The organism is Porphyromonadaceae bacterium W3.11, assembly GCA_030434245.1.
GTDB lineage: Bacteria > Bacteroidota > Bacteroidia > Bacteroidales > Porphyromonadaceae > Porphyromonas_A.
In genome coordinates this window covers 435755-454766 of sequence record JAUISX010000001.1, presented here as the reverse complement: position 1 = coordinate 454766, position 19012 = coordinate 435755, and the positions used below count along the sequence as shown (strand labels likewise).

General features: G+C 39.4%; 14 protein-coding genes and 1 pseudogene. 6 read left to right on the top strand and 9 right to left on the bottom strand.

Going from position 1 to position 19012, the window contains the following annotated elements; translation table 11 throughout:
• Window positions 1-107 precede the first annotated feature (107 nt).
• Complete coding sequence (locus QYZ87_01785; GenBank protein MDN4753269.1) at window positions 108-1343, bottom strand: PDZ domain-containing protein; 1236 nt, start codon at window positions 1341-1343, stop codon at window positions 108-110.
• Between the two features lie 151 nt (window positions 1344-1494).
• Complete coding sequence (locus tag QYZ87_01780) at window positions 1495-1992, bottom strand: hypothetical protein (GenBank protein ID MDN4753268.1); 498 nt, start codon at window positions 1990-1992, stop codon at window positions 1495-1497.
• Between the two features lie 164 nt (window positions 1993-2156).
• Here QYZ87_01780 and QYZ87_01775 point away from each other — a divergent pair.
• A pseudogene (locus QYZ87_01775) lies at window positions 2157-2405 on the top strand (transposase).
• Between the two features lie 30 nt (window positions 2406-2435).
• Here the strand turns inward: QYZ87_01775 and QYZ87_01770 are convergent.
• From QYZ87_01770 to QYZ87_01755, 4 genes are read right to left on the bottom strand one after another with little or no spacing between them, the layout of a single operon-like run.
• The gene (locus QYZ87_01770) at window positions 2436-3380 is read right to left on the bottom strand and encodes a hypothetical protein (protein ID MDN4753267.1); all 945 of its coding nucleotides are present in this window, start codon (window positions 3378-3380) and stop codon (window positions 2436-2438) included.
• Window positions 3381-3415: 35 nt separating this feature from the next.
• Window positions 3416-5086: a hypothetical protein gene (locus QYZ87_01765; protein MDN4753266.1), complete on the bottom strand. Its 1671-nt coding sequence runs from the start codon at window positions 5084-5086 to the stop codon at window positions 3416-3418.
• Between the two features lie 2 nt (window positions 5087-5088).
• Window positions 5089-5970, bottom strand: coding sequence for a GLPGLI family protein (locus QYZ87_01760; protein ID MDN4753265.1), 882 nt, complete (start codon window positions 5968-5970; stop codon window positions 5089-5091).
• Window positions 5971-5997: 27 nt separating this feature from the next.
• Window positions 5998-6495, bottom strand: coding sequence for a hypothetical protein (locus QYZ87_01755; GenBank protein MDN4753264.1), 498 nt, complete (start codon window positions 6493-6495; stop codon window positions 5998-6000).
• Window positions 6496-6922: 427 nt separating this feature from the next.
• Here QYZ87_01755 and QYZ87_01750 point away from each other — a divergent pair, with 427 nt between their 5' ends.
• The 5 genes from QYZ87_01750 (at window position 6923) to QYZ87_01730 (ending at window position 14810) form a co-directional block, all read left to right on the top strand.
• Window positions 6923-7942 carry a low specificity L-threonine aldolase gene (locus QYZ87_01750; protein ID MDN4753263.1) on the top strand — a complete coding sequence of 340 codons (1020 nt, stop codon included), beginning with the start codon at window positions 6923-6925 and terminating at the stop codon, window positions 7940-7942.
• A 732-nt stretch (window positions 7943-8674) separates the two neighbouring features.
• The gene (locus QYZ87_01745; protein ID MDN4753262.1) at window positions 8675-9382 is read left to right on the top strand and encodes a Crp/Fnr family transcriptional regulator; all 708 of its coding nucleotides are present in this window, start codon (window positions 8675-8677) and stop codon (window positions 9380-9382) included.
• A 42-nt stretch (window positions 9383-9424) separates the two neighbouring features.
• Window positions 9425-10840, top strand: coding sequence for an MATE family efflux transporter (locus QYZ87_01740; GenBank protein MDN4753261.1), 1416 nt, complete (start codon window positions 9425-9427; stop codon window positions 10838-10840).
• A 14-nt stretch (window positions 10841-10854) separates the two neighbouring features.
• Window positions 10855-11982 carry a metallophosphoesterase gene (locus tag QYZ87_01735; protein MDN4753260.1) on the top strand — a complete coding sequence of 376 codons (1128 nt, stop codon included), beginning with the start codon at window positions 10855-10857 and terminating at the stop codon, window positions 11980-11982.
• Window positions 11982-14810: an insulinase family protein gene (locus QYZ87_01730; protein MDN4753259.1), complete on the top strand. Its 2829-nt coding sequence runs from the start codon at window positions 11982-11984 to the stop codon at window positions 14808-14810. The genes QYZ87_01735 and QYZ87_01730 overlap by 1 nt, the downstream gene beginning before the upstream one ends.
• Window positions 14811-14958: 148 nt before the next feature.
• Here the strand turns inward: QYZ87_01730 and QYZ87_01725 are convergent, their stop codons facing one another.
• From QYZ87_01725 to obgE, 3 genes are all read right to left on the bottom strand, one after another.
• On the bottom strand, window positions 14959-16227 hold the full coding sequence (locus tag QYZ87_01725) for a glycosyltransferase N-terminal domain-containing protein (protein MDN4753258.1): 1269 nt from the start codon (window positions 16225-16227) through the stop codon (window positions 14959-14961).
• Between the two features lie 64 nt (window positions 16228-16291).
• Window positions 16292-17806, bottom strand: coding sequence for a glutamate--tRNA ligase (gene gltX, locus QYZ87_01720; protein MDN4753257.1), 1515 nt, complete (start codon window positions 17804-17806; stop codon window positions 16292-16294).
• Window positions 17807-17860: 54 nt separating this feature from the next.
• A complete protein-coding gene (gene obgE / locus QYZ87_01715; GenBank protein MDN4753256.1) occupies window positions 17861-19012 on the bottom strand; it encodes a GTPase ObgE in 1152 nt (383 codons plus the stop codon).

Here is a 19012-nt window from a genome sequence, read left to right as displayed (position 1 = left end):
ATTGCTCTGTTTGTTTCCTCTTATATTCCAGACCTCTTTCTTTATAATAATCTGTTGGTATTTAAAGGATATGATTTCAGAGGTTTTTTATTGTGCTTTCATATTTGCTAAACTAATGGCTTAAGGCTAAAGCTTATCTGCATCAATTCGTCCCCCCTCTTGACCATGAGATTAACGTCTTCTACATTTTCGAAGAGATCCACTCCATAATTGATATCCGTTACCTTAGTACCATTAACCTCGATGATTCTGTCATCAATCTGTAGTCCACCCAGTTCTGCCGAGAAGGATTGATATAGCCCAGTAACAACCCAGCAGCCCAAGGTCTCTTTCCTATTAACGTACCCGAATCCCAATCGTGGAAATGCACTTATCTTATCGTAATTCTTATTGGGCTTAAGGTATAAATGATTATTTATAAAGTCTATATAAATATCAAATTGGGACAAAATCTCATTGCCCAATATCCCCATATAATCTCTAGAAGATAACGCACCCTCTTTATCTGTAGAGTATGACACCCACATGTCATTAATTACATAGTCAGATAACCGCACCGTATTTGCAGAAAAATCATATTGTTCTGATTCACCCCCTATCCCACCATACTTGGTAAAGTATCTGAGCTTATTGGAAATTACTGAATATAAATCGTACTCCTTGGACACGCTACTCGAAATGATGACAGAGGAGCCTGAACCAAAATCCAGTAAAAAGTTACCAGCTATCTGTACGGAATCATTTACCATTATCGCCAAAGGAACATGTAGCTTACGATCACTACTTACCAAGTCCACTTTACTATAATCCGTCAAGTCTAAGGAGTCAATAGATGAGTAAATCTTCATATACTCCTTTGTATAGTTTATCTCAAGGACTGAGTCTCTAAAGTACTCCATACCTATTATCCCATCTGCATAATCTCCCAAGATCTCTTTTAGCTGAATAATTGGAACATACTCAACATCATAAGCATAGCCATAAAAATCAAAATGCACCCTATCCTTTATTAGATTGATACGCTGGGTAGAACTTCCTGCACCAGAAATATGTGCATCTACTAAAGATTTATGAGAAAAACCTTTCTCCGCATAATAAGTACTATCAACATAAAGTCCCCAAGCACCTGTGTCAAACACATAGTTACCCTCAATGCTGTCAGTAGCACCCTTAATGTATAGATGATTACTATAAAAGGTAAATGGGAAAGCTCCATCTGGAATAATCACTTCTTCCACTTGTCCCTCCTCTTCATCATGCTTATCTGATTGCTTTTTATTGCAACTACATAATGCCAAAAGTCCAATACTTAACACTAAAATAAATTTTGCCTTTGTCTTCATGGCTGAATTTTTTATTTTAAAATAAAACTCCGAAAATATTAAAAGTGTTGTAAGTAAAAGAAATTATAACGCATGTTATGATGATTACTGCCAGCAAGTTAATTGATAATATCCTTCTCATCATAACGTTATGTTCTTAGTGATTAGTGAGTTATAAGAGGACAAAGCCTAGATGTACATTGGAGGTGCGTCCTTCTACCTTGTACAATTGTTCCCCTTTATTTGCGTCTTGAATGATCCGATACTGTTTACCATCAAGACCATTGGCATAAGTGATATCTACTATGGTCATCTTTGGTCCCCAAAGTTTTGGGAATAGGCGTCCTAAGATGGGAATATACATAGCTCCAGATCCAGCCACTGCCTCTTTTTTAACAAAGATGTCTGAGTGCTCTATAGGTATAAGCTCGACATCATTGTTTTTTCTATCTCTTTGTAATTTCTTCGTCGTCTTTTCGTAGATGAGAAAAATGATCATACACAATGAAATCATTATTACCGTACCCCAAATGCGCTGTTCAGCAGATAAGGACATAGTCATAATAATCACAAGCCAAAGCAGAACGGTAATTCCAGCCATAACACTGGCGATGGCGGTGTAGGGGGAAAGAGCATCATTTAGAAGGCGTTTGGTATCCATAGTGTTCATAATTAGAATATTTTTAGAGTTTAAGGATTTATCAATCAATATAAATAATTCAAAGAAACTTTTTTGATGGCTCCTATCTATTCATAATAAGCATCTTAAGAACATTGCATGAGTATCTATTATCAAATATAACAAAATATTCAATATTTATATATTGGTGTCCGATAAAAAAGAATATGAAAAATGCTCTAATGCATATTCATGATAAAATTCTCCTTCGAAAGAGATCTATCATAGAAACAGTCAATGATCTCTTAAAGAACGTATGCCAAATAGAACATACGAGACATCGTAGTATTAATAACTTCGTAGTCAATCTGGTTTCAGGGTTACTTGCGTACAACTTGATGCCTAAAAAGCCTTCCTTAAATCTTGGAATCATTGATAAAGAGGCTCTTGTTACAGTTGCTTAAATCGAACTCGCGTCTTATTAGGACTAATTATCAGAAAGTAAAAATGCATCGAAACAATACTTCTGATGGTCTAAAATAAAAGAGAGTGGACAGGATATCTGAACTAATAGGTTCTGTAACGATGAGACTACTGGAGTTGAAGACATTATTCCACTCTCCTACAACCTCAAAATGCTTGTTAAATACGTATGACATAGTTAGATCCCCTAGTAGTGCATCTGAATACTGTCTCTGTATCCTAGTAGAGGTGTATGTGAGCTTCCCTTGTATTTCGAGTCCTTTTGTAGGAAATAGGGAGAGCGAAAGCGTATGTGATTGGTCTTGTCGAGGGGTTTCGTCGCTATGAGCGACTTGGTGTAAGGCAAGTGATACCTTACCTATATAGCGGGTTCGTAACCACTCCAATGGCACCATATCAGCACTGCCTACTATGGAATAAATTCTATTTTGGATATCTATAGGCTTATGATCTCTCACCGCTTTACTGTTAGCCAATATCATTTGGGGATTAAGGCTAATTTTTGTACCGAGAGCCCTTAGGTACCAATCTACTTCAGCACCTATGTTCCATGAGGTCGTGCGATGAGGATAGGCAATAAGCTTGAGATTAAAGGCGTTATCCTCGAAGCTGACATCTGCTAAAGAGTTCATCCAGTTGGTGCTAGAATTTACCCAAAGTGTCATGAAAAAGGCTTTTTGAATGTTCTTATAGTGTATCCGACCACCTAAGTTCATGATATTCTTCTTTGGAGTTTTCAAGTCGCGACTCATCAACATATTATTATTCAGTAAGACTACTCCTGTCATCTCATCAGTATAGGATGGTGCTTCATCTCTGTGTGCAGCATATAGACTAAGATCCCAATTTATAGAAGGGCGGTAGTTAAGCGTCAGGGTTGGTAAAAATCTAAAGTAGTGAAGCTCTTCAATTCTACTTTTAGTAAAATGGTATATGATGGGGATATTAAGGTTCACAAACCATTTGAGCGAATTATATCTCAGTGAGGTTCCTATCTGTAAGGTAGGGTATTATAGATAATATCATTGAGCCCATTTTTTGCTGCCTCGCTCCCAAGTAACAATCTGGAGTCTAACATGTGCCTTCCATAGTCTACGTTGGCATATAAATCTGCAGATCCTTGACTCCTTCGGTAAGTTTTAGCTATCTTCAGTTGAGTACTAAAGCTTGAGTAATTTAGCTCCTGATTAGCTATTAAATTATCTTCTGTCGCATGATTACTTATAAGTCCTTGAGCTAGATGGGATGAAAATGGACTTACCTCCAATTGATTCAGAGTGGTCATATATGAGGCGTTCCATTTGAGACTGAGACCTCCATTATCTGCACTATTCATAAGTGAGAAACTGTTATTTACCTCGAAGCTGGGAGTATTCAGGAGAAGTGCTGTCATAGCACCATTCACCCAGACTCCACCGTCCCACTTATTGCTTTTCTTCTGCAGAGTAGTTTTATTCTGTATATACTTCGTCTCTGTATTCCGCTCAAAGTTTATTTTAGCCGAAAAAGCATTTTCTTTTTCTCTACTCTTACTCTCCTCAATCAGGTGATAGATACCTCCACTTGGTTGGTAAACTTGCCTCTCTCTCCTTTCGGCATAAGTTAGACGATCATATTTATAATCCACATTGACGGTAAGGGTGGAAAGTGAGTCTATAAGTAAAAGGTTATTATACGAGCCAAAAAAGAGATTGTTTTTGCGAGTGTAACGTTCATCTATTGGAGGATAATTCCTTGTGAGAGAAAGAAACTGAGGAACACTTGGGCTCCAATCCAGATATTGATCCGTTAGTTCTATGCCAATGTCTCGACCACTATTATCTTGCTTAAGCACGAGCATATTCTGCTGCTGATTGGCAAATCGCATAATGGAGAATTCATTACTGAAGAGATGCTTCGTCGGTAAGCCAGCTCCTAGCTTAGCTTTACCGAAAAAAGCTCCTAACGCTGACCTTTTCAGTTTGATATTAATCGCTGCAGCTGTAGGAACTTCTATATCCTTAAGGATTCTAAGCGGTTGATGATTCTCCAGTACTTGTATTGATGCTACCTGATCAATATCAACGTTCTGAGCTGCGATACCATACTTCCCTTGCAATAGATCAAGACCTTCCACATAAAATTTACTGATCGGCTCGCCATTGTATGAGATCTGCCCTGTACTTGATACAGAAAGTCCAGGTAGTCGCTCTAAGAGGTCTGAGAGTGTGCGATCATCTGTCTTTCGAAAAAGGTTGGCTAGGTAGCTAATAGTATCACCTTGCTGGCTAATACTGGACTGTTTAACAACTATCTCCTCCAGTACGGTGACGCTCTCTTCTAGAAAAACATCTACTATACGATGATCTTTTTCTTTTAGAGCTAGGACTTTTTCATAATTTTTATATCCCAATGCTTTTACCGATAGGATTACTTTTTGATCTACCTTATTGCTCACTTTCAGCATAAAGCTACCATCGCTTTTCGATACTTGGTATGCTAATGTTTTACCATCATCTTCATTAATTAGCGATACAACAGCACCTGGTATCACTACTAGAGAAGATTCATGTTTTACCACTCCATTGACCACTGATTGGGCCCCAAGAGTAAGAGGGGTCCAAAATAGTAATAGTATAAGTAGTGTTAATGAAAGAGGAGTGTTGCTGAGTGAGCTCTTCATCCCTATTGAAGTAGTCTATATAGCATAGGATTCTTAATGTAATAGACCGTCCCGTCAGCTCCTATGGTGTATCCCATCCTATACATTAGTTTACCAGCCATATATTCATTGAGTTGCTTCTCTGAAATCTCCATGGTTTTCTCTACCTTAGGCACTTCAAATAATGAAGCAGGCACCCACTCCTCTTTTAGACCTAGCAACTCATATTTGTATAACTCCTCACTATCCTGTACCTTCACTATTAGCCCTGGTAGTCCTTTGAAAGTAGATGGGCCGTCCACAAGCGGTATAGATCTCGTAAACCATGCCTCCCAATCTCTTCCATTCCAGTTGACTTGAGCTTTTTCACACAGCATACCTTGAATAGTAGCTGTGTCTGAAGTTATTATCCAATCAAGCTCTGGCAGTGGCAGACTAGCTACTATAGCCACATTCTGCTCTACAGCATATACCTTACTTTGTTTTGATAGATTATCTGTTATCATTACTTCGGTCATCATAGTAGGATCCCAAGAGTGGAAGTTTTCCATATTGAGTTCTTCCCCTTTTTCTCTCATCGAGATGCGAAGTTCATTAATAGTAGAGTAAAATACTGCTATTCTATCTGACAGTCTCCTGTGTACAGCTTTTTGACGCTCAACTTCTTGATGAGATCTACGCTCTTTATCCCATGCTTTCCAAATAGACTTAGTGCCTGTGGAGGTAAGTTGTATCGTATCTTTTTCTAAGATAATATTATTCTCAAGCATAACTGGCTGTTGTACGCCATATACAATAGACAACCCCTTCAACGAGTCTATTTGATTCGTGCTTTCTTGTGCAAAAAGCATATTAGATGCAATGATTATTGCTAGCAAGTTAATCGATAATATCCTTCTCATCATAACGTTATGTTCTTAGTGATTAGTAGGTTATAGGAGGACAAAGCCTAGATGTACATTGGAGGTGCGTCCTTCTACCTTGTACAATTGTTCCCCTTTATTTGCGTCTTGAATGATCCGATATTGTTTACCATCAAGACCATTGGCATAAGTGATATCTACTATGGTCATCTTTGGTCCCCAAAGTTTTGGGAAAAGGCGTCCTAAGATGGGAATATACATAGCTCCAGATCCAGCCACTGCCTCTTTTTTAACAAAGATGTCTGAATGCTCTATAGGTATAAGCTCGACATCATTGTTTCTTCTATCTCTTTGTAATTTCTTCGTCGTCTTTTCGTAGACGAGAAAAATGATCAAACACAATGAAATCATTATTACCGTACCCCAAATACGCTGTTCAGCAGATAAGGACATCGTCATAATAATCACAAGCCAAAGCAGAACGGTAATTCCAGCCATAACACTGGCGATGGCGGTGTAGGGGGAAAGAGCATCATTTAGAAGACGTTTGGTATCCATAGTGTTCATAATTAGAATATTTTTAGCGTTTAAGGATTTATCAACCAATATAAATAATTCAATGAAACTTTTTGATGGCTTCTGTCGATTCACAATAAGCATCTTAAGAACATTGCGTGAGTATCTATTATCAAATATAACAAAATATTTAATATTTATAAACGTTATTTACAAGTTCAATTTCTTAGCTTGAGAGAATAATAGGTTTAGGGCTGTCTCTATAAAAAGGATACCCTACGTAGAGTATGATAATTGGTAGGTCTTTGATTTAAAAAATGAGGATCGTTACCTTTCTCACTAAATCAAATTATTTTTATAGCCTGTATCACTAATTGATTGATGAATTTATTATCTTTGAACGTATTTGAGATGTGCACTTATCATCTCTATTTTCCAAGAAAGATTTTTTTTTGAACCCTTTTGCGTTTTAGTTGATATGAGAAGTTTTGCTAGTGATAATAATTCTAGTGTCCACCCATCTATTTTAGAGGCATTGCACGAGGCCAATCAAGGACATGCATTTGGATATGGGGAAGACCCATGGACAGAGCGAGCTGCCAAAATGGTCGAGAGCCTTTTTGAACGTCCCTGTAAGGTCTTTTTTGTCTTCAATGGAACTGGTAGTAACACCATGGCACTGCAAGCCATGACTAGGCCATATCATTTTATCTATACTGCTGAAACGGGGCACATTGCGGTGGATGAGTGCGGTGCTCCAGCTAAGGCTACTGGCTGTATGGTAAAGCAAATCAAAACTAAAGATGGTAAGCTGAGGTGTGAAGATCTCCAACCCTTGATGGTTAATTTTGGAGTTGATCACCATTCTCAGCCTGGTGCAGTGTATATCAGTCAATGTAGTGAATTAGGGACAGTATATACTCCAGATGAAGTGAAGGAACTTTGCGATTTTGCTCATCGTAATGGGATGAAGGTTCACATGGACGGTGCAAGAGTCTCTAATGCTGTGGTCTCATTGGGTTGTTCTATAGACGACTTTTCTGGAGCAGCAGGAGTTGATACTCTGACCTTCGGAGGCACCAAAAATGGTCTGATGGGTGCCGAGTGTGTAGTTGTATTCAATCCAGACTTATGGGATGAGGCTATGTATGCTCGTAAGCAAGCTTGCCAATTGGCGAGTAAGTCACGATACCTTGCTGCTCAGTACATAGCCTTTCTTACTGATAATCTATGGCTTCGGAACGCTAAAGTCGCTAATGAGAGAGCTAGTCAGTTAGTTAATGGACTAAGTGAAATATCTTCAGTTCGTTTTACTCAAAAAAACGAAGCCAATCAGATCTTTTTCACTTTACCTTCAGAGGTATCTAAGGAGTTGGAAAAATATTACCACTTCTATTATTGGAATGAAAGCATTAATGAGGTACGTCTGGTAACTTCGTGGGATACAACGGAGGAGGATGTCAAACTATTCTTGGAGACTTTGTCTTCTATTGTTTAATCTATAGTATAGATTGTATCTTATTACAAACCATTACCTTAAGACTTCATGCTTAGTTATCAACTGAGTATGAAGTCTTTTCATTAGCTATTAAATGGATCTGATTTTTATGATGTGAGCGTCTCACGATATCCTTCTACAGCTTCTCGATTACCGCCTATTTGAGTAGTAGTATTTTTTGATATAAGAAACAAATCTTCGTCCTATAGAGAGCATAATTTTTTCCTATAGGAAGAAGATCTGTTTCTTATAACTAAATTTTTGACTGCTTGTAGTTGGAACGAATAGGTACCATGAGTATGTTTTTTTGCCCCTTTATTTGTTCATGTATTTCAGTGAATTATGGGTGTTTTTATTGATTTTTGTAGTGTTCTTAGGGATCTTGTAGGAGTGCAGCTTGCGAACGGTAATAAGGTATCAGAAAGGTGTTTTTCATAAGGAGAAGATTCATCTATTTATTTTCTTATCTTAGCAATGAGGTGAATAGCACTAAAATCGAACTGAAGTGTACTGATAAGGTGTACTTATGTGGGTGAGATCATCAAAGAGGCTTTTTGGAAATACGAATAATGGTGCATCTCCAAGATACTCTAAGACGTTGCCTCGGAGCCAAACCTAAAATGATAAAGATTTTTCAAAGAAAATATGGTATCTTTGTCTGATAGAAAACATCCAATACGTTTTATAACAAGATGAATTGGGGTATCATTTGTGTGCACTACTTATTCGGATATGAAGGAAAAGATTGTTCTAAAAAGGGAAAATAGCCCTCACCTCTCCAATATAATGCCAAAGCTCTGGAGTCTTCTCTCAGATAGTGAGAGAGAAGAACTTTTGATTTGGTCGAGTTATTATATATACAAGCGAGGTGAGGTTATATATGAAGCCAAATCAATTCCTCAGAACGCCTTTATCCTAGTTCATGGTCAGGTCAAGATAACGCAAGATGGAGATCGCACACAGATCCTTCGGATGGTTAGGTCGAAAGAATTTTTTGGCTATTATTCGCATTTCGCATCAGGACCATCTTATACTAGTGCTACTGCGGTGGAAGACAGTTTGATCTGTCTGATTCCTATTAGGAGTCTAGAAGTGATTCTCGAAGCTAACCCCAGAGTAGGTATCTACTTTATGAGTGATTTGTCAATACGACTTAGCGAAAGTCGAGAGCTAACAATGACCTTAACTCAGAAGCATACCAGAGGACGACTGGCTGAGTCATTACTCCTGCTGAAGGAAAAGTTTGGCACCGAGTCTGATGGTAATACTATCAAGGCTTACTTGACTAGAAATGAGCTGGCTGATCTGAGTAACATGACCACCAGTAATGCTGTAAGAACATTACGTGCATTCCACGACGAAGAGGTAGTAATGCTTGATGGGAGACGCATCAAGATAGTGGATGAAGACAAGCTGCACATGATTAGTAAGCTTGGATGATTTCAAAATGATACGACGAAATAATCACCAATTAAGTCCTTAATGCAAAAGCTATTTAAGAGGAGAGATAATAATAGAGGAGAAAATAAAACAATTACAGCACATGATCTTGGTGTGTTATCTGTTCCTCTGCTTTTAAAATACTATGCTGTTCCCTCTTTAGTTGGCTCGCTTGTTAATTCTCTTTATAACATTATAGACCGAATCTTTATCGGTCAGGGTGTGAGTAGTCTTGCTATCTCTGGATTAGCAGTTACATTTCCCATACTAATATTCCTCCAAGCTTTTGGAGTGTTGATTGGGGCTGGAGCATCCGCCAGAATATCTATTCTCTTAGGTCAAAAGAGACAAGATGAAGCAGAACGGTTGCTAGGAAATGCTTTTGTTCTGACAATTCTTACTTCACTCACTTTGATCATCACGATGATGATTTTCTTGGATGACTTGCTTCTTAGTTTCGGAGCGTCACAAGATACACTTCCTTATGCCAAGGAGTATCTCCAGATCGTTATTCCTGCAAATATCTTTGCTAACCTAACTTACTCCTACAGTGCAATCATGCGGTCAACTGGCTATCCACGTAAGGCTATGACAGCAATGATCATAGGAGCTGGGATGAACATTATTCTTGATCCGTTATTCATCTTTGTCTTCAAGATGGGCATTCAAGGTATAGGCTGGGCTACAATGATTAGTATGTTCGTTAGTGCTGTATATGTGATGAGCCACTTTATGGATAAGAGGAGCCTTATCACGATTAAGGTAAAGAACTTCAAACTTCACAAACGTCATATCATCGGGATTATCAGTATTGGTGTTGCACCATTTGCTATCCAGATAACTGCCAGTATTGTTAACCTTTTCAAAAATACATCTCTTATCTCATACGGAGGAGACTATGCGGTCGGAGCCTATGGTATTGTTAATAGTATTGCGACATTAATAGTTATGACCATGATGGGATTATCATTTGCGATGCAACCTATCGTTGGTTATAATTACGGGGCAGGAAAAATGTCAAGAGTTAAGGAGGCATACTACACAACGAGGAGAATTAATATGCTGATAGGTCTAGTAGGGTCCTTGCTTGCACTTTTTATTCCTCGATTATTGGCAAAGATGTTCACTTTTGATCATCAAATGTTGGATGTCGCTGAAAGAGCTATCAGGATTGAGCTTATTGCTTTATGGGCTGTAGGGTTCCAAATCTCTACTGGGCAGTTTTTCCAAAGTATTGGTTCCGCCTGGCGTGCTTTGGTCATCAGTCTTTCACGTCAAGTCTTTTACCTGATCCCTCTAATCTATATCCTTCCTCGCCTTGGATTTGGGCTTGATGGTATATGGGCCGCCTCACCTATTTCTGATATTCTTTCTTTAATAACAGCATACATAATGATTACTCAATTCAAAAAGCTGATGTCTAAGAAAGAAGTAGATTTTCTGGATACCAGTAACTAAAAAGATAATACCATATGCACGTATTTATTGTATCAATCATCGGACAAAGTCTTATGCATCTATTATTGGGGACTTTGATATGGCTCAGTACCGAAAAGGGTAGTCGCTTGAGACGTATTACTATTGATGTCATCATCACCCTGTACATTATATTTTTGGGGGGATGGTGCTTCAGAGGACTATTGGGTTATGAAACACTGGCCAATATGCTTGTTATTTTAAATAGCTACTATATCTTCCTTGTGATATGGCTTTCTTATACCTTAATACCAATATTATCTATTTTTATCCTGGAATGGACTAAAGTTCTCCAAAAAGCAAAGGCTAAGTACTATAGACGCATAACCCTCATTACTCTCATACCAATCACGATTATCCTATGTATTATAGGCCATCACAATACCACACATCCCATTGTCAATGAGTATGATATAGTGCTTGATCATAAAGGACCGGAAAAAGATCTTAAGATTGCTTTTGTCTCTGATGTGCATATAGGTGAGTTTATTAGAGAGAAGCAGATCAAGCAAATGGTAGGTATGATTAAAGCAGAGGACCCTGACTACATCTTCTTTGGGGGAGATATGCTGGACTACTATTTTAGTTTTATTGAAAAACAACCTGCTATCACTAAGATGCTAAAAGAGCTTCTTCCCGACCGTGGTAAAGTCTTCTATGTCTTAGGAAATCACGAATATTACGCTGATACGCAGAAGAAAATTGAGTGGATGAAAGAGATTGGAACACTCATGATCAATGATGCTGTACAGATTGAAGATAGTCTCTATCTAGTGACCCGTGATGATGCAACGCAAGACCCCAGACCACCTCTGCAGCAGATTATGCAGAAAGTACCACAGGGGAGCACTACTATACTCTTAGAACATCAGCCAGCCACAACGAAGGAAAGTCAGGAAAATGGAATTGACTTAGCATTGCATGGGCATACACATAATGGCCAGTTCATACCATTTAATTGGGTGGTGGCTCTTCGATTCCCTAAATCATTTGGATGGTATAAGGAGGGGGATACACAATACGTGGTTAGCTCGGGGTATGGTATAGCGGGATCGACCTTCAGGATCGGGACTCGTTCGGAAATCGTTATTATTAATCTCAAGTTACGTAATCAATCGCATTAATGGACGGTAATAATATTATTGAGGAGATTAAGCTCAGCAATGGGCTTACGGTATGGCTATCACAGGACACCTCTGAGCCAAAGGTATATGGCGGAATGGTGGTAAGAGCTGGAGCGAAAGACTCCCCTAATAGTGGTATTGCCCATTACTTCGAACATATTATGTTCAAGGGCACTGATACCATAGGCACCGTCAATTACGCTGAGGAAGCCCCTCTTCTCCAGGAGATAGCTGCCAACTATAGTCGTCTTAAGGCGACAGATGATCTGGAGACAAAGGATAGTATCCAAAGGGAGATTAACAAGCTGAATATTCAGGCTGCTGAATTTGCCATCCCTAATGATTTTAATAACCTTATTAATAAATACGGGGGTACAGGTCTTAATGCGGGGACATCCTACGATTATACTATTTTTTTCAATACTTTCACGCCACAATATCTTGAGCACTGGTGCTGGCTTAATAGCGAGAGAATGGTTAAGCCCGTCTTCAGACTATTCCAAAGTGAGCTAGAGACAGTATATGAGGAGAAGAATATGTATGATGATAACTTCTCTACTGAACCGACCATGAGGGTGATGCAAAAGGTAATGGCACCACATCCATACCAATATCCTATTATCGGTAGTTCAGAAAACCTTAAGTCACCGGATCTGAATGAGATGCAAGCGTTTTTTGAGAAAATGTATGTAGCGGGAAATATGGCTCTGATTCTTACAGGTGATTTTCGTAGGGAAGGGCTTGAGAGCCTCCTAGAAAGTACTTTTGGTAGAATAAAAAAAGGCCATACTCCTCATACTCTTGCACCATCACCTAGACCTTTCAATGGGCATGAACTGCTTAAGATTAAACTGCCTATTCCTATGCTTCAGGCATCGGGAAGAGTATGGCATACTACTCCTTCGACTCATGATGATCAAATAGCCCTTGGTGTCCTTCAAGACCTTCTTTCAAATGAGAGTAAAACCGGTAGGCTGGATAAGCTAGTCCTTAATAATGAGCTAGTAGAGGCTTCTGCAATAAACTTGTCTCTGAACGACGTGGGTGTATTTGGATTCCTCTCTATCTCCAAGCCCTTAAGAGGAAGTAGCAGCGGACAAAAGCTAATCATGAAGGAGTTGCAAAGGATCATAGATGGAGACTTTTCTGAAGAGGACTTGAGATGTGCGAAGCTGTCAAAGAAAAGAAGTCAGATGCTGCAAATAGAAAATCTAGAACAGCGACAACGACTATTATCTATGCTCTATGCTCAAGGTAAGAGCTGGAGTGATCTTCTCGAAGATGCTGAGAAGCTTGATGCTTTAACGAAAAAGGATATAGCTGACGTTGCACGTAAGTATCTAACGAAGAACTTTTTGGAGATTAAGAAAAAGACTGGGCGGTACAAGAAAGACAAGCTTGCAAAACCTCCATACGATCCTATATCAGCTCCTAATAGCCACGCTAAGTCACCATTTGCAAAAAAACTGGAAGCTATCTCTGTACAGGAATTGCCACTACGTACGCTTGATATCAAAAAGGATATGGAGAGTACCTCTTTAAATCCCTCTGGCTTGGCTAATCTGTATCGAGTAGAGAACCCTGTTAATGATCTATTTACATTAGAACTAATACACTTCCGCTCCAGATATACTCATCCTCTTACCAGGTATCTGAGTATGTATCTTGAGTTAGTTGGCTGTCAAAAATATTCGGCTGATGAATTGAATGCTAAGCTCCAAGCTATAGGTGCAACCATAAGCTTTGAGACAAAGGAAAACTTCTTTCTTATCAATGTTACTGGGTTTGATCGATACTTTCACGAAACAGTAGAGTTATTACACGATTTTCTGTATGCTCCATTAGAGGAACCGAAGAAAATGTCCAAACTCATTCAGGCGAAAGAGATCTCAGACAAAGCCCTCCGTAAGGATCCTAATGCAATATCAAACAGGCTAATGGATTTCGTTATGTATGGAGAGAGAGCCAGCTTTTTCAGATCTCTTAAACTGTCTGATCTGAAAAGATTGAATCCTACGTCTTTGTTAGAAGAGCTGCGGTATGTGCTGCACACCGAGTTAGATGTACACTATACTGGGACGTTAGCAATAGACGAGGTTAGGGACACTTTAATGGCTTCCTTGGATACTGAAAGTATAGACACCCCATGGAGTAAATACTTGCATTTGGAGGCTAATCCCTCTAAAGAGAAGCATATTCATTTTCTGCATGATTCGAATGCAACACAGGCGATTGTAAGAGCATACCTGCCGATAGAAGGTTATCCAGATGATGATGAAATCGCAGCTCTTCGCCTATATAATCAGTATTGTGGTGGCGGTATGGGATCTCTCCTTTTTCAAGAGATCAGGGAGTATCGCTCTCTAGCTTATGGAGTCTCTTCGTCACTGAATCTTCCATCCTATGACCAAAGAAATGATTTAAGAAGTCATTATACCTTTTTCGTCGGGACGCAGGCTGATAAATTGCAGGAGGCTATCACGATTTTGGATAAGTTAGTTCATCAAGTTCCCGATGATACTCGTAGATATGACTTTGCACAGGAGGCGATGAAGAGTAGTATCTATAACTTTTATCCATTCTTTAGGATGCGTTCTCGTACACTAGCCTCATACATAAGACAAGGATTACCTAAGGATTTATCGCTCTTACTCCTTGATGAATTATCGAGTATGTCTCTTCAAAAGCTTATCGACGTGCATAGCAGGTTTATCGCCCATCAACCTATGATTTTTACAGTTGTCGGGGATCGTAAGAAGATCGACCTTGATTCGCTCTCTACTATTGCTCCAGTTCGAGAGTATAAACTCAAAGATTTGGACTTATAAACGCTGAGGTCTTATATCTCTGATTAGCAATATGTCTTTTGCGGAATAGTGACCTGCCCTGAATCAGTTTTAGGGCGAAGTTATGAGCGATAAAGCACTAATGCAAAATCAAGGTATTAGATCGCCATCGTGCATCACTCTTAGTTGGCTATTTGAATAGATCTTTCTCTATAGTCGAGGTGACAATCTCTGTAGCACCCAGTTGATTGTAAACCAAATTTTTTGCTGCCTGACCACTACTTTTTCGTAAGCTTGGATCTGAGACTAACGTATCCATCTGTTCTGCAAAGCCTTTGTATGACTTAATACTGAAGCCTGCTCCGACATTAATGAGGTCCTTTGCTTCTTGGAACTTATGGTACTTAGGTCCAAACAAAATAGGAATTCCATACACAGCCGCCTCAAGGGTATTGTGAATACCCTTTCCAAAGCCACCACCAACGTATGCAATATCAGCATATCTATAGAGGGTGGATAAAAGTCCTATCTTATCTACGATTAAGAGTTGAACATCTTCGGGAGATTTTTTATCCCATTCTGTGATACGAGTAGTTGGGAGAGGAGATCTATTGATGATTTGCTGTATATGCCCTTCATCAACTTCGTGCGGTACCAGTATGAGTAGGATTTCTTTCTGCCCAGCATACTTAAGCAGTATTTTTTCATCTGCTTCCCATGTACTACCTGCTACCAATATCTTTTTCCCTTCTTTCAGTGCTACATCCCTTAGGTCACCCATTTCCTTAATCTCATGCCCTTGTTCTTTGATCTGAGCTACTCTATCCATTCGGGTATCGCCACTAATGATATAGTTTTTTACGTCAATACCTTCTAGTAATTCAGCAGATACTTTATTCTGGATGAATAATATTTTGATTTGGCTTAATGCTTCACGGAAGATGATTCCAATCCTTTTCTTGAAAAATGGTTGTTCTTCCCGGAATATTGATGATATAAGATAGATCGGGATGTTATTTTTGTGAAGCAGCGAAATGGTACGAAGCCAAAATTCATATTTTATTATTAAGACAAACTTTGGGCTTAATTGCTCTATAAAACTTTGTAACGTACTAGAGTTGTCAAACGGAAGGTACGTGACCATGTCTGCCAGAGAATAGCTTTGAAAAGCTTTATATCCAGAAGGTGAAAAGAACGTGAGACATATCTTAAGCTCTGGATGTTCTTTCCTAATCCATTCAATAATGGGGCGTGCTTGTTCAAATTCACCCACCGAAGAGGTGTGAATCATGACCCATTCTTCATCTCCCTTTCGCTTGGATTTTAGGGTGTCAAAAATGGCTTTTCGTCCCTCCACCATTGCCTTTGCTTTTGAGTGGAATGGCGAAATAATACGAATCGCACCAAAGTAAGTATTTATGCCAATACGATATATCCAGCGGTCAAGCTTACGACTCATTTTAATTAAAGAATATAGGGAGCATAACTCAGATGAGTTAGTTCCCTATTCTTAAGTATGATTTTTAGTTATTGATGGAATTAATCGCTTTCTGGATTCTTCTCTTGCTCTCATCATATCCAATAAAGTCAATGATGTCGTAGATGTGTGGACCCATTGGTTTGCCCACAAGCGAAAGGCGGATAGCATTCATAACGCCTCCCATGTTATACCCTTTCTCTTTGATCCATAGAGGAGTAATCTTTTCGAGCTCCTCCTTATTTGGATATTCATCCATCAAGTCCAAAAAATCCTCGAGTTGCTTTGGAGTTTCCTCTTTCCATCTTTTTTTGATCGTCTTTTCGTCATAGCTAGTTGGAGGTAGGAATAAATATGATGTTTGCTCAACAATCTCAGGTAGTAGATGTATTCTATCTTTTACAAGCCCTATAGCCTCTGAAAGTTTATCCAGATTTACTTCTATTCCAGCCTGTTGCATGTATGGCATAGCTAGTTTTGCCAATTTACTATTGGGCGTTTCTTGAATATACTTGTGGTTGAACCATAACCCCTTTTCGTAATCAAACTTCGCTCCACCTTTGCTGACTCTCTCTAAGCTAAATAGATCGATCAACTCCTCCATAGTCATGAACTCTCTATCATCACCAGGGTTCCAGCCTAGTAAGGCTAGGAAGTTAATGACAGCCTGTGGTAGGTAACCACTTTCACGATATCCACTACTTGTTGACCCATCTTCATTTTTCCATAGAAGTGGGAATACTGGAAATCCTAGTCGATCACCGTCTCTCTTGCTTAGTTTCCCGTTTCCTTCAGGCTTTAGCAAAAGCGGAAGGTGTGCAAATTGTGGCATCGTGTCCTCCCAGCCTAAAGCTCTGTAAAGTAGGATATGAAGAGGTGCACTAGGCAACCATTCCTCACCTCTTATGACATGAGAAATATCCATTAAGTGGTCATCCACGATATTAGCGAGGTGATACGTTGGAAGATCATCTGACGACTTATACAGTACTTTATCATCGAGGATACTCGAATTAATCGTTACTTCACCTCGTATTAAATCATTGAAGGTAATATCTTCGCCTGGCTCTATCTTAAATCGTACCACAAATGGACACCCTGCATCTTCAAGTTTTTTGCACTCTTCATTTGTAAGTACGAGAGAGTTCTTCATGGACATCCTCGTTGATGCATCATACTGAAAATTATTTATCTCTTTTCTGATGCTATCAAGCTCCTCAGGAGTGTCGTAGGCCTTGTATGCTTTGCCACTGTCCAGTAGCTGGCGAACATATATTCTATAGATTTCCCTTCTTTTGCTTTGGTGGTATGGCCCCGATGAGCCTCCAACACCAACGCCTTCATCAATTTCGATTCCAAGCCAATCTAGAGCCTGAAGTATGTAATCTTCAGCCCCTGATACGAAGCGGCTAGAATCTGTATCTTCAATTCGGAGGATCATCGTACCTCCGTGTTTTCTTGCAAATAAATAATTATATAGTGCGGTACGTACGCCCCCTATATGTAGAGGCCCTGTAGGGCTTGGTGCGAAGCGTACTCTTACTTTTTTATCGTCGGTCATATTATATGTTCCTTATCATTCTAATTATTGAGAGGTTTAGATGTATAGAATAAACTATTCAAAAAAATCTTCATCAAGCATTTTTCCTACTGGATGATCATCCTCTTCATCGTTGTCTTCCTCATAATAAATTAAGTCATCATTATCAAAGTCCTTCCCTGAAAGTGTAAGGTGCATATTACGCTCTACCATAGGGCTTACATCCTGGAAGTTATTGATCGTGATGCTATTCCAGATCATATCCTTAAGTTCTGTCACTCCTTCGCCTGTAACAGCTGAGAAGAAACAATAAGGAACCCCCTCCGGAAGAGTAGGGGTGAGTAGCTCCTTAAGTTCATCGTCAATTAAATCTGACTTTGAAATCCCGAGTACTCTGTTCTTATCCATCATTTCTGGATTATACTGCTCTAACTCATTAATTAAAATGCTGTACTCCTTTGCTATATCTTTAGTATCAGCAGGGATGATGAAAAGCAAGACTGAGTTTCGTTCAATATGACGCAAGAATCGAAGGCCTAACCCTTTACCTTCTGCTGCACCCTCAATTATACCTGGGATGTCAGCCATGACAAAGCTGCGGCCATCTCTATAATTAACTATACCTAAATTTGGCTCTAGTGTAGTAAATGGATAGTCTGCAATCTTAGGTTTTGCTTCAGAGATGATGGAGAGTAGAGTGGATTTACCAGCGTTGGGAAATCCTACCAGCCCGACATCTGCAAGCATCTTTAGCTGCATTACAATAGTCATTTCTTGGCTTGGCTCTCCAGGCTGTGCGTAACGTGGAGCTTGGTTGGTAGCTGTAGCAAAATTCACATTGCCCAGTCCTCCCTTTCCTCCTTTTAGGAGTTTTATGACTTCGTCATGCTCCCTTACCTCACAGATGTAATCTCCAGTGTCAGCATTATATACTACAGTACCTAGTGGTACATCGATATATACATCTTTACCATCAGGACCACTGCTTTTCTTAGCCCCTCCAGCACCACCATTTGTCGCAAAGATATGTCGGTCATATCTTAAGTGAATCAGCGTCCAATAATTGCGATTTCCCCTAATGAATATATCACCGCCACGGCCTCCATTGCCTCCGTCGGGACCTCCTTTTGGCACAAATTTCTCACGCCTAAAGTGGCTTGATCCTGGCCCCCCTCTACCGGAACGGCACACAATCTTAACGTAATCAACGAAGTTTGACTCAGACAT